Source organism: Burkholderia sp. MSMB1589WGS (genome assembly GCF_001636105.1).
Lineage (GTDB): Bacteria > Pseudomonadota > Gammaproteobacteria > Burkholderiales > Burkholderiaceae > Burkholderia > Burkholderia humptydooensis.
In genome coordinates, this window is record NZ_LNJT01000008.1 from 124,504 (window position 1) to 142,936 (window position 18,433).

At 67.4% G+C, this 18,433-nt stretch carries 17 protein-coding genes; 12 read left to right on the plus strand and 5 right to left on the minus strand.

Annotated features, from left to right (window positions below; translation table 11 throughout):
- Positions 1 to 57 precede the first annotated feature (57 nt).
- Complete coding sequence (gene tssI, locus WT16_RS18575; RefSeq protein WP_059929988.1) at positions 58 to 2,043, minus strand: type VI secretion system tip protein VgrG; 1,986 nt, start codon at positions 2,041 to 2,043, stop codon at positions 58 to 60.
- A 338-nt stretch (positions 2,044 to 2,381) separates the two neighbouring features.
- Here tssI and WT16_RS18580 point away from each other — a divergent pair, with 338 nt between their 5' ends.
- From WT16_RS18580 to WT16_RS18615, 8 genes are all read left to right on the plus strand, one after another.
- A complete protein-coding gene (locus tag WT16_RS18580; protein ID WP_063533929.1) occupies positions 2,382 to 3,557 on the plus strand; it encodes a hypothetical protein in 1,176 nt (391 codons plus the stop codon).
- A 180-nt stretch (positions 3,558 to 3,737) separates the two neighbouring features.
- A complete protein-coding gene (locus tag WT16_RS18585) occupies positions 3,738 to 4,637 on the plus strand; it encodes a MurR/RpiR family transcriptional regulator (RefSeq protein ID WP_015604110.1) in 900 nt (299 codons plus the stop codon).
- 20 nt (positions 4,638 to 4,657) lie between these two features.
- On the plus strand, positions 4,658 to 5,227 hold the full coding sequence (gene ddpX / locus WT16_RS18590) for a D-alanyl-D-alanine dipeptidase (protein ID WP_015604084.1): 570 nt from the start codon (positions 4,658 to 4,660) through the stop codon (positions 5,225 to 5,227).
- Between the two features lie 109 nt (positions 5,228 to 5,336).
- Complete coding sequence (locus tag WT16_RS18595) at positions 5,337 to 6,938, plus strand: ABC transporter substrate-binding protein (RefSeq protein ID WP_006027375.1); 1,602 nt, start codon at positions 5,337 to 5,339, stop codon at positions 6,936 to 6,938.
- A gap of 20 nt (positions 6,939 to 6,958) precedes the next feature.
- Positions 6,959 to 8,029, plus strand: a complete 1,071-nt coding sequence (locus WT16_RS18600) for an ABC transporter permease (protein WP_009914885.1) — start codon at positions 6,959 to 6,961, stop codon at positions 8,027 to 8,029.
- 46 nt (positions 8,030 to 8,075) lie between these two features.
- Complete coding sequence (nikC, locus tag WT16_RS18605) at positions 8,076 to 9,017, plus strand: nickel transporter permease (RefSeq protein WP_063533930.1); 942 nt, start codon at positions 8,076 to 8,078, stop codon at positions 9,015 to 9,017.
- The gene (locus tag WT16_RS18610) at positions 9,007 to 9,900 is read left to right on the plus strand and encodes an ABC transporter ATP-binding protein (RefSeq protein WP_167359323.1); all 894 of its coding nucleotides are present in this window, start codon (positions 9,007 to 9,009) and stop codon (positions 9,898 to 9,900) included. The genes nikC and WT16_RS18610 overlap by 11 nt, the downstream gene beginning before the upstream one ends.
- A complete protein-coding gene (locus tag WT16_RS18615) occupies positions 9,897 to 10,664 on the plus strand; it encodes an ABC transporter ATP-binding protein (protein WP_197486491.1) in 768 nt (255 codons plus the stop codon). Before WT16_RS18610 ends, WT16_RS18615 begins: the two co-directional genes overlap by 4 nt.
- A gap of 44 nt (positions 10,665 to 10,708) precedes the next feature.
- Here the strand turns inward: WT16_RS18615 and WT16_RS18620 are convergent, their stop codons facing one another.
- From WT16_RS18620 to WT16_RS18630, 3 genes are all read right to left on the minus strand, one after another.
- Positions 10,709 to 11,581 carry a LysR substrate-binding domain-containing protein gene (locus WT16_RS18620; protein WP_063533931.1) on the minus strand — a complete coding sequence of 291 codons (873 nt, stop codon included), beginning with the start codon at positions 11,579 to 11,581 and terminating at the stop codon, positions 10,709 to 10,711.
- A 530-nt stretch (positions 11,582 to 12,111) separates the two neighbouring features.
- Positions 12,112 to 12,996 (minus strand): PEN family class A beta-lactamase, Bpc-type, encoded by an 885-nt coding sequence (gene blaPEN-bpc / locus WT16_RS18625; RefSeq protein WP_063533932.1) that lies wholly within the window; start codon positions 12,994 to 12,996, stop codon positions 12,112 to 12,114.
- Between the two features lie 169 nt (positions 12,997 to 13,165).
- Complete coding sequence (locus tag WT16_RS18630) at positions 13,166 to 14,119, minus strand: peptidoglycan DD-metalloendopeptidase family protein (protein ID WP_063533933.1); 954 nt, start codon at positions 14,117 to 14,119, stop codon at positions 13,166 to 13,168.
- A gap of 135 nt (positions 14,120 to 14,254) precedes the next feature.
- Here WT16_RS18630 and WT16_RS33810 point away from each other — a divergent pair, with 135 nt between their 5' ends.
- Together WT16_RS33810 and WT16_RS18640 are read left to right on the plus strand one after the other, a co-directional pair.
- Positions 14,255 to 14,479, plus strand: coding sequence for a hypothetical protein (locus WT16_RS33810; RefSeq protein WP_063533934.1), 225 nt, complete (start codon positions 14,255 to 14,257; stop codon positions 14,477 to 14,479).
- A gap of 124 nt (positions 14,480 to 14,603) precedes the next feature.
- Entirely contained in the window at positions 14,604 to 15,515 is a 912-nt protein-coding gene (locus WT16_RS18640) for a LysR substrate-binding domain-containing protein (RefSeq protein WP_063533935.1), read from the plus strand.
- Between the two features lie 127 nt (positions 15,516 to 15,642).
- On the opposite strand, the gene WT16_RS18645 is transcribed toward WT16_RS18640, so the two are convergent.
- Positions 15,643 to 16,797: a porin gene (locus tag WT16_RS18645; protein ID WP_015604066.1), complete on the minus strand. Its 1,155-nt coding sequence runs from the start codon at positions 16,795 to 16,797 to the stop codon at positions 15,643 to 15,645.
- Between the two features lie 18 nt (positions 16,798 to 16,815).
- Between WT16_RS18645 and WT16_RS35050 the strand changes: the two genes are divergently transcribed.
- Entirely contained in the window at positions 16,816 to 17,049 is a 234-nt protein-coding gene (locus tag WT16_RS35050; RefSeq protein WP_082743563.1) for a hypothetical protein, read from the plus strand.
- A 171-nt stretch (positions 17,050 to 17,220) separates the two neighbouring features.
- Positions 17,221 to 18,378 carry an OpgC domain-containing protein gene (locus WT16_RS18650; protein ID WP_063533936.1) on the plus strand — a complete coding sequence of 386 codons (1,158 nt, stop codon included), beginning with the start codon at positions 17,221 to 17,223 and terminating at the stop codon, positions 18,376 to 18,378.
- The last annotated feature ends 55 nt before the right edge of the window (positions 18,379 to 18,433 follow it).

The following is an 18,433-nucleotide window of genomic DNA, read 5'->3' on the forward strand; positions in this document are numbered from 1 at the left end:
CGCACGCAGAAAGAAAGGAAGTCGAGATAATCCGCCGTCCGCCGCCCGGCCGGACGCTCAGCTCTTCGAATTCAGTCCGATATGCGTGGGGCCGCTGATCTCGATCGTGCCGTCCGCCTTCATGTGGATCACGCTCGAGCCCACTTCGATGATGATTTCCGTCGCCGCCTTGAGGTGAATCTTTCCCTGACTGGACTGAATCTCGATATCGCCGACAGTGCCGGCAGCGCCCGGCTGAGGCCCGGTGGTCGTGATCGACGCGTTGCCGCCGATCACCTGGGCATGCGTGCCGGCGACGTTCTGCTTGTGGATGCCCTTGATGGTCTGCGTATGGTTTCCGCCGATCGTCTGCGTTCGCGCCCCCGTAATCGTGTGCGTCTGCGCGCCGCCGATCGTGACGATCTCGTCGGCGCCGATCGTCTTGGTTCTCGTCGCGCCGACGCTGTGCGATTCGTTGTGCTCGACCTCGATGCGCTGATTCTTTTCCGCGTGCAGCCAGATTTCTTCCTCGCCCTGCTTGTCGTCGAAGCGAATCGCATTGGCGTTGTCGGACGTTCCCTTGTGCGAGCGCGTCAGGAACCCGCTTTGCGTCGCCCCCGCCGGCAACGCCCACGGAGGCATGTTCTGCGCGTTGTAGACGCTCGATATGATCAGCGGGCGATCGGGATTGCCATCGAGGAACGCGACGACCACCTCATTGCCGATGCGCGGAATCTGCACCGAGCCGAACCCGCCGCCCGCCCACGGCTGACTGACCCGGACCCAGCAGGAACTGCCCTGATTTCGCTGCCCGATACGGTCCCAGTGAAACTGGATCTTCACTCGCCCCAGCGCATCGGTATGGATTTGCTCGCCCTTCGGCCCCACGACGATCGCGGTCTGCGGCCCCGGGATGATGGGGCGCTCATGCGCAAGCGCCGGCCGAAACGGAATCTTCTTGCGGATGCACTGGAAGCTTGCGTGGTATGCCCCTGATCCTTCGTTGGACTGATAGTTGTTGACGCCATGATGACGGACGTTCGTCAACAGGAACTGGCGGTCCTGCTTCGATCCGTTGTCATGATCGTAATGCGAGTTCAATTCAAAATAGCGGCCCGACGCAAGCGTCCTGCCGGTGCTCGTACCCGAAAAAGTCTTGCCGCTTGCCGCGAGCGATTCCAGTCTGAATCGCGCCAGCTCCTCGCCTCGATCGGTCGAATCGAAGCCATGCAGGCCGACGTAGTCATAGATCTCGTACCGCTCGACCTCGCCCTGATTGACATTCGACTCGCCCGATACGTAGCGGCGGGCGGCGGGCACCTTATAGTCGTAGGCCTTCATGCTGACGGCGCTGGACATCAGTTGCCGCTGCGCCGCCCATTGCGTGACGACGGCTTCGTCCTCGAGAATCTCGCCGCTCGCATAACGCAGCGACGGCAGCCCGGCGATGGGCTTTGCGCGGGTCGAATCGTCGTCGATGATCAGCTTGTGTCCGTCCTCCGCGTGCTCGAAATAGAAAAAGAGCCCTTCCAGTTCCATCAGGCGCAGCACGAAGTTCAGATCGGTCTCCCGGTACTGCGTGCAATAGCTGTACGGCTTCAGCGTGCGGCCGGCGCGGAATTCGTAGGATGCGAGCGCCGAATATTGCGAAAACACTTCGTCGAGAATGTCGCGTGCGCTTTTGTCCTGGAATATCCGCGAATCGACCCGCCGCGACAGCATCCATAGCCACGGCTGCACCGTCGCGCTGTAGGTGGCGAGCCCGCCGTCGTTGCCCGTATGCGAGAACTGCGTGACGTAACCGTGAAAATGCCGCGCCGAACCGCCGACGATTCCGCTGGAGGGCTGAAGGGACACCGTGACGGCCTGCCCGATCATCTGCTTCAGTTCGATCATCGGATCGCGCGACGCGAGACCGAGTCTCATGTCGAACAGCACCGACAATCCCTCGCTGCACTGGAAATCGCTGAGGACCAGCTCGGATCGCCCGGAAAGCGGTGTTTTGATCGTCAGCAGGCGGCTGTTCTGCAGATTCATAAAACCTGCGATGTCGGACATTTTCATTATTTGCCCCCGGAATAGCTGATTAACGATCGGCGTATTTAAAGACGGCAAAATCATAGCGCACGACAACGCTGCCGAACCAGCATTTAAATAGCGCCGTTTCACACGGCCGCCACGATCGATCAGGCCGGTAAGTTTGACGGAACCCAGCCTCCCGAAAATCGCCGATGCAGTAAATAGTTCATATCCCGGCATTTCAAAAAACCCCGGTTCGGCGTGCGCGACGCCCCTACTGGCTTTGTCATGCGCGGCGGATTATATTGACGCCGCGCGATGTCCGTAATCGCCGGGATGTGCGACAACGCGGAACGACTCCTCCACTCGAATACGCGAAGACCATGTCGAAGTCACCCGCTTTTTGGGAACCGTATTGCCATCGCCCGGAGGCGGAATTCCATTTGTCGAATTTCGCCGCGAAAGTCCTGGGGCGCAATGCAGGCGTTGTGTTCTTCGACGGCATGAATGCGGCCCGCCTCAAGCAGGCGGTTCCCGATGCGCGTGGCGACACGCTGGATCTCGTCGTGGCCGTCGTCAGGTCCGCGGTCCTGCCGCCGGCCCCGTCCGAAACGGTCGACGCCCTGACGCTCGATCAACTCTCGCGTGAATGGAAGCAACGCATCGCCGCAAGCGCGCCGTCGGCCGAACCGTCTTTGCTGGGGCAAAGCGTGGCGCGGGCGCAAGGCTTCGTCGAGGGACACAAGACCGCATTCGACGCCGCCGCCGGCGGCGACACGTTCGGCCTGCTTGCGGGCGCCGTGTCGATTGCAGCGATCATCGGCGGCGGCATCGCGCTTGCCCCGGTGCTCGGCGCGGCGGCGGGCGCGGCATCCCTGCTCCTGCTCGCCGAAGACGGCTCGATGCTGTGCCATGAACTCAAGGGCGACGAAGTACGCAAAAAAAGGCTCGAAACATCTTGGCATGACAGAATGATCGAAACAGTCGGCCCGCTACTCGTGCTGCCCGATCTGGCGGTGAGCGGCCCGCGAACGCTTGCGTCATTGCCGAAGGCCGCGCGGGAAGCCGGCGAAACTGCCGAAGGGGCGGCTCAAGGGGCGGCTCAAGCGACGAAGCGGCTCGCGACGCAACGCAATGCGCTCGACGCATTCAAACGCGCCTCTCTCGATCATCCGGACCGCGCAGCGCGGCAAGCGAGGATTCACCAGTTGCGGACCGACGCAAGCAGCCTCGCGACCCGCGTGCGCCACGCGCATCAAAAGGTGATGGCCGCCCGTCGAGCGCTATTGCTGCTGCGCACCATCGAAGCGCCCGCATCCCTCGCATCGCTCTACGGCACCAGCCTCCACGGAATAGAGCTGCCGGCGCCCGTTTCTCGAGGCGTGGGTTGGCTGCGGCATCAGATGGGCGAGCACTCGCCCGGGCATCCCGATCACCCAGCGTATCTGCTGATTCCCGAGCGCCCGGTCGTCGAGGGTTCGAGCGGCGCGCCCGCGCCGGCCATGCAGTTTCACGTTGCTGTCGGCCATCATCCGGAAGGCGCGATGCGTGACGCATGACGACCTCGCGCCCGCGTCGTTCCTGAGCATGCCCGCCTGAACAGTCCCCGGCGCGCCAGCAACCCAAGCCACTATCAACAATCCGTATCGATAGATTTTTTGATGTGGCGCACATTATTTTGTCTTTGTTAGATGGATGTCACTTTCATCGATATCGACAGCCAGCTAACACGCGCGCCCATGCCGCCCGCCTTCGTCCAGACCGTCGAAACCCGCTTTGCCGAGCTGACGCCCACGGCGAAGCGCATCGCGAGCTACATGCTCGCGAACCTCGAGCGGCTCGGCCTCGAAACCGCGGATCAGATCGCGCGTCAGACCGGCACGAGCGGCATTTCGGTCGGGCGCTTCCTGCGCAGCGTCGGCTATCGCAATCTCGACGACCTGAAGCGCGAGCTGCGCGGCGCAACCGAGCGCTCGTGGATGATCACCGACCGCCTCGACGAATACCGCCGCGTGACGGGCGCGGGCGCGCCGGCGCGCGTCGAAGCCGCGCCAAGCGGCACACCCGGCACGCCCAGCCCGCTCGACGACGCGCTCGCGCGCGAGCTCGATGCGATCCGCCACGTGTACCAGCTCGCGCGCACGCCGGCGTTCGCGCAAATCGCGGATCGCGTCGCGCAAGCCGACGCGGTGTTCATCCTCGGCATCCAGTCGACGCGCGGAATCAGCAACGCGTTCCACAGCTATCTCGAATACCTGCGTCCGCGCGTGTTCTACTCCGATGGCATGTCCGGCTCATACGTCGATTCGCTGAACGCCGAATCCGCCGACCCGTATTGCATCGTCACCGATACGCGCGCGTACTCGCGGATCGCGCGGCGCTACTGCGAGGCGGCCGTCGCGCGCGGCGTGCGTTTCGCGCTCGTCACCGACGTCTACTGCCCGTGGGCGCGCGAGCTGCCGTGCGACCTGCTGCAAGTGAAGACCGACGTCGGCCAGTTCTGGGATTCGCTCGCGCCGCTCACGTGCCTGTTCAACCTGTTGATCAGCGCGGTCGTCGACCGGCTCGGCGATGCGATCGACGCCCGCGTCGCGCGCAACCGCGAGCTGCAGCGCGAGCTCGATCAATTCGAATCCTGAAGCCGCCGGAGACGCCGCCCTTGAAGACTTCCGCCCATCGCCTCGTCGAGATCACGCCGCACACGCATGGCGTCGACATCGATCTCGTCTACGCGACCGATCGCAATCTGACCGGCAAGCCGATCTACCGGCGCGCGCATTGCCTGCTCATCGAGCCGGCCGAAGCCGCGCTGCGCCGCGCGGTTGCGGTCGCCGCGCAGATCGGCCTGCGGCTGCGGATCTACGATGCGTACCGGCCGCCGCGGGCGCAGCAAGTGCTGTGGGACTTCCTGCCCGATCCGGACTTCGTCGCCGATCTCGGCCGCGGCTCGAACCACAGCCGCGGCGCTGCGCTCGACCTGACGCTCGTCGACACGAACGGCGACGCGCTCGACATGGGCACGGACTTCGACGAGATGGTGGCCGCGTCGAATCATTGCCACGACGGCCTGCCCGAGCCCGTGCAGCGCAACCGGCTGCTGCTGCTCGGCGTGATGCACGCGGCCGGCTTCACGCACATCGCGAGCGAGTGGTGGCATTACGAGTTGCCCGGCTCGCGCGCGCTGCCGCTGATCGACGACGAAGCGAGCGGACCGTGGCGGCTGATGTGATCCCCGCCCGCGCCGCCCGCAACGCCCGCAACGCTCGCACTACCCGCGACACGCCCGTCGCGAGCCCAACCGATTGCCCCACTCCGAACCCCTGCCTCATGGAGCGCATATGAAACTCTCGATGCCCAAGCTCGCCGCGGCGCTCGCCGCGCTTTGCACGTTCGCGGCCGTCCCGGCCCTCGATGCGCGCGCGGCGCCGCCGAAAGACATGTTCGTGATGGCCACGCTGCTCGACGAATTCATCTCGCTCGATCCCGGCGAAATCTACGAGCTGGTGCCCGAGGAATACGTCGCGAACACGTATGACCGGCTCGTGCGAGTCGATCTCGCCGATCCGTCGAAGTTCAACGGCGACGTCGCGCAATCGTGGACGGTGAGCCCCGACGGCCTCACGTTCACGTTCAGGCTGCGCGCGGGCCTCACGTTCCATTCGGGCAACCCGCTCACGGCCGACGACGTCGCGTGGTCGATCCAGCGCGCGGCGCTGCTCGACAAGGGGCCGGCCGCGGTGCTCGCGGGCATCGGCCTCACGAAGGCGAACGCGCTCGCGAACGTGAAGAAGATCGACGACCTGACAGTCTCGGTCACGACCGACCGCAAGTACGCGCCGACCTTCGTGCTGAACGTGCTCGGCTCATGGCCCGCGTCGATCGTCGACAGGAAGCTGCTGCTGTCGCACCAGCAGGGCAACGATTTCGGCAACGGCTGGCTGAAGACGCACGAGGCCGGCTCGGGCGCGTACCAGCTCGTCAAGTGGACGGCGGGCGACAGCATCGTGCTGCAGCGCTACGACCGCTACCGGCTGCCGCTCGCGATGAAGCGGATCGTGCTGCGGCACGTGCCGGAGGCGGCGAGCCAGCGGCTGCTGCTCGAAAGCGGCGACGTCGACGCGGCGCGCGACCTGAGCCCCGACGATCTCGCGGCCGTCGCGAAGAGCGGCAAGGCGAAGGTGACGCCGTCGCCGCAGGCGACGCTGCTGTACCTCGGCCTGAACACGAAGAACCCGACGCTCGCAAAGCCGGACGTGCAGGAAGCGCTGAAATGGCTCGTCGACTACAGCGGCATCCAGAGCCACGTCGTGAAGACCACGTACAAAGTCCATCAGACGTTCATGCCGGAAGGCTTCCTCGGCACGCTGAACGCGAATCCGTACAGGCTCGACGTCGCGAAGGCGAAGGCGCTGCTCGCGAAGGCCGGCGTGCCGAACGGCTTCACGGTGACGATGGACGTGCGCAACGACTATCCGTACACCGAGATCGCGCAGGCGGTGCAGGCGAACTTCGCGCAGGCGGGCGTCAAGGTGCAACTGATTCCGGGCGACAACAAGCAGACGCTCGCGAAGTACCGCGCGCGCCAGCACGACATCTACATCGGCGAATGGTCGGCCGATTACATCGATCCGCACAGCAATGCGCAGGGCTTCGCCTGGAACCCGGACAATTCGGATCAGTCCAGCTACAAGATGCTCGCGTGGCGCAACGCGTGGAACATCCCGCAACTGACCGCGCAAACCGACGCGGCGCTCGCGGAGCCGTCCGCCGCGAAGCGCGCGCAGTTGTATCAGGCGATGCAGAAGGACGTGCTCGCGAAATCGCCGTTCGCGATCCTGTTCGAGAAGGTCGCGCAGGTCGCGACGCGGCCCGGCGTGAGCGGCCTCGAAGTCGGCCCGATCAACGATCTCGTGTCGTATCGCAGTCTGAAGAAGCAGTGACGCCGTACCGGAACCACGACATGTCGACACCCGCCACTCCTCTCGAAGCGCTCCGCACGCTGCCCGCGCGGCGGCCCGGCGTGCGCTGGGCGCTGCGCGTGCTGCGCTGGGCGCTCACGCTCGCCGTGACGTTCGCCGGGCTCCTCGCGCTCACGTTCGTGATCGGTCGCGAGGTTCCGATCGACCCGGTGCTCGCCGTGCTCGGCGACCGCGCGTCGCCGCAGGCCTACGCGGCCGAGCGCATCGCGCTCGGGCTCGACAAGCCGCTTGCGACGCAGTTCATGATCTACGCGCGCGACGTGCTGCACGGCGACCTTGGCATGTCGCTGCTGACGTCGAACCCGGTGCTCGACGACATCAAGCGCGTGTTCCCCGCGACGCTCGAGCTCGCGACGCTCGCGACGCTGATCGGCATCGCGCTCGGCGTGCCGCTCGGCGTCGCGGCGGCGGTGAAGCACAACCGGCCGATCGATCACGTCGCGCGCTTCGTCGGCCTCATCGGCAACTCGGTGCCGGTGTTCTGGCTGGGGCTGATGGGCCTCCTGCTGTTCTACGCGCGGCTGCATTGGGTTGCGGGACCGGGGCGGCTCGATCCGGTCTACGACGGGATGGTCGACACGCGCACGGGCAGCCTCCTGATCGACGCGGCGCTCGCCGGCGAGTGGGACGTGCTGCGCAACGCGCTGTCGCACATCGCGCTGCCCGCCGCGATCCTCGGCTACTACTCGGTTGCGTACCTGAGCCGGATGACCCGCTCGTTCATGCTCGATCAACTGAACCAGGAATACATCGTCACCGCGCGCGCGAAGGGGCTCGCCGAGCGCCGCGTGATCTGGCGGCACGCGTTCGGCAACATCGCGGTGCCGCTGCTGACCGTGATCGCGCTCACGTACAGCAACCTGCTCGAAGGCTCGGTGCTCACCGAGATCGTGTTCGCGTGGCCCGGCATCGGCTCGTATCTGACGGGCGCGCTGCTGAACGCCGACATGAACGCGGTGCTCGGCTGCACGCTCGTGATCGGCGTCATGTTCATCACGATCAATCTGCTGACCGACGCGCTCTACCGCGTGTTCGATCCGCGCGCCCGCTGATCCGGCGCGCGCCGCGCCCGTCCGTCCGTTCGAATTCATCATGCACATGAACGCTCCATCCGATCGCTCCGCTCCGACTCCCGCCACGGCGACGCTGCGCGCGTGGCTCCTGTCCGACGCGCCCGCGTCGCGCCGGCAGGCGACGCTCGGCCTCGCGTACCGCCGCTGGCGCCGTTTCGCCGGCAATCCGCTGAACCTCTTCGGGCTCGCGATCCTCGCCATGCTCGTCGCGGTCGCGCTCGTCGCGCCGCTCGTCATGCCGCACGATCCGCTGCGCCAGGTGCTCGCCGACCGGCTGCTGCCGCCCGGCTCGCCGTCGCACTGGCTCGGCACCGACCAGCTCGGCCGCGACATTCTCTCGCGCCTCGTCGCAGGCTCGCGGCTCACGCTCGGCATCGCGATCCTCGTTGTCGCGATCGTCGTGCCGATCGGGCTCGCGATCGGCACGACGGCCGGCTACTGCGGCGGCCTCGTCGACAGCGCGCTGATGCGGATCACCGACGTCGCGCTCGCGTTCCCGAAGATCGTGCTCGCGCTCGCGTTCGCGGCGGCGCTCGGGCCGGGCGTCGTCAACGCGGTCGTCGCGATCTCGATCACTGCGTGGCCCGCGTACGCGCGGCTCGCGCGCGCGGAGACGCTGCGCATCGCGAACGCGGACTTCATCCACGCGGCGCGGCTGCAAGGCGCGTCCGATCTGCGGATCGTGCTGCGCCATGTCGTGCCGCTCTGCCTGTCGTCGGTGATCGTGCGCGCGACGCTCGACATGGCGAGCATCATCCTGACCGTCGCGGGCCTGGGCTTTCTCGGGCTCGGCGCGCAGCCGCCGAGCCCCGAATGGGGCTTCATGGTCGCGTCCGGCCGCAACGTGCTGCTCGACGCGTGGTGGGTCGCGACGCTGCCGGGCGCGGCGATCCTCGTCGTCAGCATCGCGCTCAACCTGCTCGGCGACGGTCTGCGCGACGTCTTCGATCCGCGTCATGGAGCCTGACATGTCCGCTTGCCCCGCTTCCCCGAACACGCCGCCGCTCTGCGAGATCGACGGGCTGCAGATCGGGTTTCGCACGCACGACGGCACGCTCGTCGAGGCCGTGCGCGATCTGTCGCTCACGCTCGCGCCGGGCGAGCGGCTCGGCATCGTCGGCGAATCCGGCTCCGGCAAGTCGCTGACGGGCCGCGCGCTGCTCGGCCTGCTGCCCGCCGCCGCGCAGTGGCGCGCCAGGACGCTGCGCTTCGAAGGCCGCGACCTGCTCGCGCTCGGCGCGCGCGAGCGGCGCAAGCTGTGCGGCGGCGCGATGGGGATGATCCTGCAGGACCCGAAATATTCGCTGAATCCGGTGATGACGGTCGGCAAGCAGATGGCCGAGGCGTTCCGGCTGCGCGAGCCCCGCCTGCGCGGCCGCGCGCTGCGCGCGCGGATCGTCGATGCGCTCGCGTCGGTCGAGATCCGCGATCCGGCGCGCGTCGCCGACGCGTATCCGCACGAGCTGTCGGGCGGGATGGGCCAGCGCGTGATGATCGCGATGATGGTGTCGACGGGCCCGCGCCTGCTCGTCGCCGACGAGCCAACCTCGGCGCTCGACGTCGCGGTGTCGATGCAGGTGCTCGCGGTGCTCGACAACATGATCGCGCGCCATCGCACGGGCCTCGTGTTCATCAGCCACGACCTGCCGCTCGTGACGTCGTTCTGCGATCGCGTCGCGGTGATGTACGCGGGGCGCATCGTCGAGACGTGCGCGGCGCGCGACCTCGTCCGCGCGACGCATCCGTACACGCGCGGCCTGCTCGCCGCGACGCCGCCGCTCGCGAATCCGCCCGACGAGCTGCCGGTGCTCGAGCGCGATCCGGCATGGTTGACGGAGGCGGCACGATGAGCGGCGCACCGATGATCGACATCCACGACGTATCGATCCGCTTTCCGACCCGCACCGGCCACGTCGACGCGGTGCGCGGCGCGAGTCTCGCCGTCGCCGCGGGCGAGGCGTTCGGGCTCGTCGGCGAATCCGGCTCCGGCAAGTCGACGCTGCTGCGCGCGCTGACGGGCCTCGTGCCGCTCGCGGGCGGCACGCTGTCGATCGGCGCGCGGCCGGTCGGCGGCAAGCTCGGCCGCGCGTTCCGGCGCGACGTGCAGATGGTGTTTCAGGACCCCTACGCGTCGCTGCACCCGCGCTTCACCGTCGACGAGACGCTGCGCGAGCCGCTCGCGATCCACCGGATGCCGGACGCTGACGAGCGAATCGCGCGCGCGCTCGCCGAAGTCGGCCTCGGCCCCGCGTTCCGCTTTCGCTATCCGCATCAACTGTCGGGCGGCCAGCGGCAGCGCGTCGCGATCGCGCGCGCGCTGATCGTCGAGCCGCGCGTGCTGCTGCTCGACGAGCCGACGTCGGCGCTCGACGTGTCGGTGCAGGCGGAGATCCTGAATCTGCTGAAACGGCTGCATCGCGAGCGCGGGCTGACAATGATGCTCGTGAGCCACAACCTCGCCGTCGTCGGGTTCCTGTGCAGCCGCGTCGCGGTGATGCGCGACGGCGCGCTCGTCGAGCAGCTCGGGATCGACGACGTGCGCGCGGCGCACGTCGGCACCGAGTACACGCGCACGCTGCTGCGCGCGACGCAAGGCTATCGGCGCGCGGGCTGACCGATCGCGGCGCGCCTCGTCGCCGCATCGGACGCGCCGCCCGGTCAGTCGCGATTCGCGTCGAGCCACGCGCTGAAGCGCTGGATCTTCTGCTGTCGCGCGACGCTATCCGGATACACGAAGTAATAACGCGCGCCCGTCTTCTGCACGATGTCGAGCGGCGTCGCGAGCCGCCGCGCGGCGAGATCCTCTTCGCTGAGCGTGAGATCGCCCAGCGCGACGCCGAAGCCCTGCGTCGCGGCGCTCGTCGCGAGATCGAGCGAGTCGAAGCTCGGCCCGCGATCCGGATCGACGTCGGCCACGCCCGCGTATTCGAGCCACCGGCGCCAGTCGCGATGATCGCGTGTCGGATGCAGCAGCGTATGGCGCGCGAGGTCGCCGGCGTGCGCAAGCGGCCTGTCCTTCAGCCAATCCGGCGAGCATACGGGCGTGAGCCGCTCGTCGAACAGCGGCACGGCCGTCACGTCCGGGCCGGGCGACGTCCCGTAGACGATCGCCGCATCGAACGGCTCGCTCTGGAAGTCGACGTCGTGCCCCCAGGTGGTCGTCATCTGCACGTGCAGGTCCGGATGCTCGCGCTGGAAGCGCATGATGCGCGGCAGCACCCAGCGCATCACGCAGGTCGGCACCTTCAGCGCGAGATCGGTGCGCTGCCGCGTGAGCTTCAGCGAAATGTCCTCGATCCGCGCGAAGCTCTCGACGACGACGGGCAGCAGTTGCTCGCCCTCCGCCGTCAGCGTGAGGCCGCGCGCGTGGCGCATGAAGAGCGGAAAGCCGTAATGCGCTTCGAGCGACTGGATCTGGCGGCTGATCGCCCCTTGCGTCACGCATAGCGCGTCGGCGGCTCGCGTGAAACTGCGATGGCGCGCGACCGTCGCAAAGATCTGCAGGGCGTTCAAGGGCGGGAGGCGGCGCATGGCGGTCGACGACGAAACTCGGGAGACTCGGAGACGCGCAGGCAATTCGGCACGCGATGCCTGCGGGCGAGCCGTCACGATAAGCGAAATGCGGGCGTTGCGCGAGCACCGGCGTCGGACGTCGCGTCGCCACGCCCTCGCCGCACGCGCAGCGAGGCCGGGCCGGCATGGGCCGAACGCATCGAGCAGGCATTGAAACAGGCGTTGCCGCGGGCTTGCGCACGCGATTCGGACGTTGCCGAACCCGGTTTGGGCGCACCTTCATCGCGCCGCTATCGCAGACGATCGCAGGCATCAGCGCCGCGAATCGCGTCACGTGCGACAAACAGGCCGCACTGTCCGCTGGCCACGTCACGCGTTGCGTGTTGTCGGAGTCGGAGCCGATGTCGACGGCGATGTCGCGCCGGATAACCGGCGCGCGGCAGACCACCGCTCGCGGCGCGACGATACGGGCATCCGCTCGCGGCGCACACGAACACGACCGGACTCCTACCGGACGCTCGAATGGCGACGCGCGCGGCCGCGCGCCGTCAGGCGAATGCCCGCGCGGCGATCCGCGCCGCCGCCGCGATCACGTCGTCGCGCACCGGCGCGTTCTGACTGCGCATCGTCGTGTAGACGACGAACACGATCGGCGCGCGATCCGGCGGATACGCGACGCCGATGTCGTTCCCCGTCCCGTAATCGCCCGTGCCCGTCTTGTCGGCGACGCGCCAGCCGGCCGGCACGCCCGCGCGGAGCCGCGCGTCGCCCGTCTTGTTGCCGAGCATCCACGCGTTGAGCTGCGCGCGCTGCGCGGCCCCGAGCGCATCGCCCGCGAGCAGCCGGCGCACGCTCGCGGCCATCGCGGCGGGCGTCGTCGTATCGCGCTCGTCGCCGGGAATCGCCGTGTTCAGCTCGGTCTCGCGGCGATCGAGGCGGAACGTCGCGTCGCCGATCGAGCGCGCATACGCGGTGACGGCCTGCGTGCCGCCGAGCAGATCGATCAGCAGGTTCGCCGCGGTGTTGTCGCTGTACTGAAGCGTCGCCGCGCACAGCTCGGCGACCGTCATGCTGGCGCCCACGTGCCGCTCGGTGATCGGCGAATAGCGGACGAGGTCGCGCTTCGCGTACGGAATCCGTCGCTGCAGCAGCGCGGCGTCGTCGGCGCTGCGCGCGAGCACCGCGGCCGATAGCATCATCTTGAACGTGCTGCAGAACGGAAAGCGCTCATCGGCGCGATGCGCGATGCGCGCGCCTGTCGCGGTATCGAGCGCGACGAAGCCGAGGCGGCCGTCGAACGTCGATTCGAGTTCGCGCAATTGCCGCTCGGCGGCAACGTTTTTCGAGTTGCCGCGCAGCGGCGCACATGCGCCGGCGAGCGGTGCGGAAACGGCTGCAACGAGCAGCGAGCGGCGTAACGGAGAATGATTCATCAGGTGGATAGCGAGGAGATTGAACGGGCGTGAATCGCGCCGCGATGCCCGTGCACTGACATCGCGACCCGCAAGCGTATCAGCTCTCGTCACACGAATGCGTGCGGATTTGTGAGCGCCCCCGCGCACGATGTCGTGCGACGCACGTCGGCCCGGCGCACGCGTTGCGCTATCCCTGCTGCCGGCCCGCCAGGTACTGCATCGGATTGACGGGCTTGCCGTCGCGCCGCACCTCGAACAGCATCCCGGCGCGCATGCTGTCGCCGGAGCCCATCTCGGCGATCTGTTCGCCCTGCTGAACGACGTCGCCCGTCTTCACGAGCACCTTGCGGTTATGCGCGTAAGCAGTCAGAAAATCCGCGTTGTGCTGGACGAGGATCAGCGTGCCGTAGCCGTTCAGGCCCGTGCCCGCATACATCACGCGGCCGGACGCCGCCGCGCGCACCGGGTCGCCCGCGTGCCCGACGATCCGGATGCCGCGATTGCGGCCGGGCTGGAATGTTTCGACGACCGCGCCCTTCGCCGGCCAGGCCAGCGCGATCGACTGCGCATGCCGCTTCGTTTCCTGGACGACGCGATGGTCCGCCGCGCGCTCCGCGGCGCTTTCGGGTGCCGATGCGGGCGCCGATGCGGGCTGCGATGCGTCGGCCGATGACGCCGCCGCGCCGGCAACGGGCGCGACGCGCGCGCCGCTTGCCGACTGAGAGGCGGCCGCGCGCTCCGCGCCCGGCGGCGCGATCCGCAGCACCTGCCCGACGCCGATCCGGGTCCGCCGGCCCATCCGATTCCAGCTCTGCAGATCGCGCACGGCGCAGCCGTTCGCATCCGCGATGGCCGACAGCGTATCGCCGGGCTTCACGACGTAGCGCGTCGCGACGGGCGCCGGCGCGGCCGCCTGCTCCTGATGCTGCGCCACGTCGCCCGGCGGCGGCGCGGCCGCGGGCTGCGCGGCGCTTGCCGACGACGCGGCGGCGGCCGCGCCGGCGAGCGTATCGGTCGGCGTGACGGGCGACGTGGTCGCACAGCCCGCGACGACGAGCGCGGCGGCCACGCCGGATAGCCACGCAACACTGCGGTCGATCTCGCTCTTGCTCTTGCTCATGCTCGAGACAACTCCGGTCATTGAATTTTCCGAGCATCTCAAAATTCGTCAGGAGCGCGTGTAACCGGATGCAAGAATGATGACAAAATCGCAGCGGGAATTGCGGCAGCAGAAATTGAGTGGATCAAATCTTATGGCGAACGAAATAATTCGCCGATGCGACGCAACGCGCGCGGCCTCGACGCGCGACAAACCGGCGTGCAGCGGATGTGCGTGCGCTCGGAGGGCCGCATGCGTCACGGGTCCGGCGTGGTCAGCGTCGAATACGCGAAAGCGATGCCGCAACAGAGAAAGAAGATATGCAACGCGACCTTGAACGCCAGCAGCCAAGACGAGTTGCTTCGCATGCGCGACTCCATGTCGACGAACGAGCGGACATGATGCGCGGCAATTCGTCGCACGAAAATGCGGAACCCGCGAAGCGGGCCTCAGGCGCTGCCTGACCGCGACGGCCCGCAATCCTGTTACCTTATCGGCCATTACAACGACAACGCAAGTCAGCCCCATGCGATTCGACCTGACCGATCTGCGACTCTTCCTGCACGTCTGCGAAGCCGGCAGCATCACGGGAGGCGCCGAGCGCGCGCACATGACGCTGCAATCCGCGAGCGAGCGGATCCGCGGCATGGAAGAAGAGCTTGGCGTGCCGCTCCTGCAGCGCGCAAAGCGCGGCACGCGCGCGACCGAAGCCGGCCACGCGCTCGAGCATCACGCGCGCGTCGTGCTGCAGCAGATCGACCACATGCGCGGCGAATTGCAGCAGTTCGGCGCAGGGTTGCGCGGCCATATTCGCCTGCTCAGCAACACCGCCGCGCTCAGCGAATACCTGCCCGACGCGCTCGCCGAATACCTGCCGCGCCATCCGAAGCTGTCGGTGAGCGTCGAGGAACGGTCGAGCCAGGAGATCGTTCATGCGATCCGCGGCAAGACCGCGGATTTCGGGATCGTCGCCGATTCGGTCGGCCTCGACGGGCTCGAGCAGATGCCGTTTCGCGAGGACTGGCTGATCGCCGTCGCGGCGCTCGACCACCCGCTCGCCGCGCGCGAGCGGGTGGCGTTCGCGGAACTCGTCGATGCCGGCTTCATCGGCATGACGGACGGCAGCGCACTGCAGGTCCATCTCGCCGAGCAGGCGAAGGCGCTCGGCAAGCGAATCGACTATCGCGTCCAGTTGAAGAGCTTCGACGCGATCTGCCGGCTGATCGAGCGCGGCGTCGGGATCGGCATCGTGTCGCGCCACGCGGCGCTGCGCGCGCAGCAGACGATGCAGATCCGGCTGATCGAGCTGACGGACCCGTGGGCGCACCGCCGGCTGACGATCTGCGCGCGCAGCTTCGACGTGTTGCCGAAGTACACGCGCGACTTCATCGCGTTTCTCGCGCCCGATCCGGGCAAAGGCGAGTCGTTCGCGGCCTGATTGCGGCCTGATTGCGGCCGCTCGGCGGCAGGCGTTCGTCGGTCGCCGTTCGCTTGCGGCTCGGAAATACGGCGCGAACCGCGAGGCGGCGCGTTCTCACGCGCGCAGTTCGGTGCCGCCGGATGAATCAGAACTTGTGGCGGATCGCCGCGCGGACCGCGAACTGGTTTGCCGACGCCGAAGGGCCATCCGTCCCGACGACGTAGCCGCCGTCCGCGATCGTGCCCGTCTTGTCGCCCGCGACCTTCTGGTATGCGCCCTGCAGATAGACGTCGGTGCGCTTCGACAGGTTGTAGTCCGCCATCAGCCCGACCGTGTGGTACTTCGGCTTCACGGTGCCCGCGGCCGCGTCGAACTTGCCGTCCGTGTACACGTACTGCGCGCCGATGTAGAGCGCCGGCGTCAACTGGTACTTGCCGTTGATTTCGAAGTTCTGGAACTTCGTCGCGGTCAGGCCGAGGCCCGCGAACGTCGCCGTCGGCAGATAGACCGTCGAGACCGGGTTCTTCACGTCGGTCTTCGTATAGACAAAGCCGACCGTCGCCGGGCCGAACGTGTAGTTGACGCCGCCGCCGAAGATGCGCAGGCGGTCGGCCGTGAAATTCGCGTCGTTGTCGGCGATCGCGCCGCCCGCGGTCTTGCCCGGGTTGTTCGCCTGCAGGTACGCGGCCGCGAGTTGCAGGCCGCCCAGCGTGTACGCGGCGCCGATGCTGTATTGACGGTTGTTCGAGAAGCCCGTCGCATTGCTGAAGCTGTACGTGCCGCCGACTTGCAGGCCGTTCCAGTCCGGGCTCGCGTACTTGATCGTGTTGTTCACACGGAACGAGTTATCCGTGTTGTCGTTGTCGAACGGGTGCGAGAACAGCGTGCCGCCCCAGTTGCCGTTCGCGGTCAGCGGCGCGAGGTAGTCGACGACCGAATCGTACTGACGGCCGAGCGTGAGCGAACCGTATTGCGCATGCGACAGGCCGACGAACGCCTGGCGGCCGAACATCCGGCCGCCCTGGCCGAGCCGGCCGTTGTTCACGTCGAAGCCGTTTTCCAGCGTGAAGATGGCCTTCAGGCCGCCGCCCAGGTCTTCCGAGCCGCGCAGGCCCCAGCGGCTGCCTTGCGCAAAGCCGCTCGCGAGCTGGTAGTTGCTCTTGCCGACGCCGTTGACGTTCACGTTGCTCGTGTAGTTGAAGCCCTCGTCGATCACGCCGTACAGCGTGACGCTGCTTTGGGCGAAAACCGGCGCGGCGAAGGCGAGCAATGCGGCAGCGGAAATGACGTGCTTTTTCATTATCGATGTCTCCAGACCTTGATTCGGCGGCCTCGCGAATGCCAGGCCGCCACGATGCGTTCGGCGTTTCTGCGCCCCGTCCTGGGGCATTTTCAGCGCATCCCGTCGCCACGGCCCATATCGCGGGATTACTGCGGTGAGGGAAATACTGTCATGCAAAAAATGCAGCGTCCATGTTGGTGCATCACTTTTTTTACATTCCGTTGCGTATTGCCAACTGATGCGTCGGGGTTTTGTCAGAATCGTTTGTAACTTCGCGTAAACCCGTAACCCTCGCCATCGATGGCACAATGCGCGACCATCGTCGTCTGAATCCAATCATGTAGCGATGCCGCACTTCGTCATGCGCCGTTTGTCCGTCCCCGTTTTTGCCGCCCAGGCCCCGCACCGCGTCCGCCGCGCGTCGCGCACACGCGACGCCGCATGAACGCCGCGCCAGCCCAACGCTACGCCGAGCTCGACTTCTTCCGCGGTCTCGTGCTGCTCGTCATCGTCGTCGATCACATCGGCGGCAGCATGCTGTCGCGCGTCACGCTGCACGCATACGCGCTGTGCGACGCGGCCGAGGTGTTCGTCTTCCTCGGCGGCTTCGCGACCGCGATCGCGTACAACTCGCTCGCCGCGCGCCACACCGAGGCCGCCGCGCGCCAGCGCTTCATCAAACGCGCGTTTGAAATCTATCGCGCGTTCCTGTTCACGGCCGGCCTGATGCTTTTCATCACGGCGGTGCTGAACGCGTTCGCGATCGACGCGCCGAACATGCCGACCAACGATCTCGACGGGGTGATGCACGCGCCGCTCGCCGCGCTGCGCGACATCCTGCTGCTCAGGCGCCAGCCGTATCTCGCGTCGGTGCTGCCGATGTACGCGTTCTTCGCGCTGCTCGTGCCGCTCGCGCTGCCCGTCGCGCGCGGCCGCTGGTGGTGGCTGCTCGTCGCGGCGAGCGCCGCGACGTGGCTCGCCGCGCGCAAGATCGCCGGCTATCTGCCGACCGTCGACGGCGTGCCGTGGGACTTCAATCCGTTCGCGTGGCAGTTCCTGTTCGTGCTCGGCATCATCGCGCGCTGCCAGCCGATCTACCTGGTGCTCGCGAAACGGCCGGTCGGCTGGTTCGCGACCGCGGCCGCGCTCGTCGTCGTCGCGGCGGGCGCGTACTACCGGCTGCGCGTCGAGCCGTTCCCGACCGATCCGTCGATCAAGCAGAATCTCGGCGCGCTGCGGCTCGCGAACTTCATCGCGATCGCCTGGCTCGCCGCGAAGCTCGTCCATCTCGGCTGGATGCACCGGATCGCGCGGGCGATGCCGTGGATCGGCACGATCGGCCGTCAGGGCCTGCTGTGCTTCGTCGCCGGCACGGGCATTTCGCTGCTCGTCGATTCGCTGCTGTACACGGCGACGGACGGCTATCTGGACGCGCGGCTCGGCCTCGTCGCCGACGCGGCCGCGGTCGGCCTGCTGTATGTCGTCGCGAAGCTGTACGCGCCGCTCGTCGCGCGGGCGTCCGGCTTCGTCCGGCAATCGCGGCGGCGGCGGCCGCTGCGGCTGCCATTGCGACTGCCGCTGCGCCGCCCGAGACGCTGAAAGTCCGCATACGGCCGTCATTCGCCGCTGCTAGCATATCCGCGTCCATACCCAT

Coding starts and splice junctions, on each gene's coding strand:
- tssI (WP_059929988.1), bottom strand. CDS start 2,043: ATGAAAATGTCCGACATCGCAGGTTTTATGAATCTGCAGAACAGCCGC.
- WT16_RS18580 (WP_063533929.1), top strand. CDS start 2,382: ATGTCGAAGTCACCCGCTTTTTGGGAACCGTATTGCCATCGCCCGGAG.
- WT16_RS18585 (WP_015604110.1), top strand. CDS start 3,738: ATGCCGCCCGCCTTCGTCCAGACCGTCGAAACCCGCTTTGCCGAGCTG.
- WT16_RS18595 (WP_006027375.1), top strand. CDS start 5,337: ATGAAACTCTCGATGCCCAAGCTCGCCGCGGCGCTCGCCGCGCTTTGC.
- WT16_RS18600 (WP_009914885.1), top strand. CDS start 6,959: ATGTCGACACCCGCCACTCCTCTCGAAGCGCTCCGCACGCTGCCCGCG.
- nikC (WP_063533930.1), top strand. CDS start 8,076: ATGAACGCTCCATCCGATCGCTCCGCTCCGACTCCCGCCACGGCGACG.
- WT16_RS18610 (WP_167359323.1), top strand. CDS start 9,007: ATGGAGCCTGACATGTCCGCTTGCCCCGCTTCCCCGAACACGCCGCCG.
- WT16_RS18615 (WP_197486491.1), top strand. CDS start 9,897: ATGAGCGGCGCACCGATGATCGACATCCACGACGTATCGATCCGCTTT.
- WT16_RS18620 (WP_063533931.1), bottom strand. CDS start 11,581: ATGCGCCGCCTCCCGCCCTTGAACGCCCTGCAGATCTTTGCGACGGTC.
- blaPEN-bpc (WP_063533932.1), bottom strand. CDS start 12,996: ATGAATCATTCTCCGTTACGCCGCTCGCTGCTCGTTGCAGCCGTTTCC.
- WT16_RS18630 (WP_063533933.1), bottom strand. CDS start 14,119: ATGACCGGAGTTGTCTCGAGCATGAGCAAGAGCAAGAGCGAGATCGAC.
- WT16_RS33810 (WP_063533934.1), top strand. CDS start 14,255: ATGCGACGCAACGCGCGCGGCCTCGACGCGCGACAAACCGGCGTGCAG.
- WT16_RS18640 (WP_063533935.1), top strand. CDS start 14,604: ATGCGATTCGACCTGACCGATCTGCGACTCTTCCTGCACGTCTGCGAA.
- WT16_RS18645 (WP_015604066.1), bottom strand. CDS start 16,797: ATGAAAAAGCACGTCATTTCCGCTGCCGCATTGCTCGCCTTCGCCGCG.
- WT16_RS18650 (WP_063533936.1), top strand. CDS start 17,221: ATGAACGCCGCGCCAGCCCAACGCTACGCCGAGCTCGACTTCTTCCGC.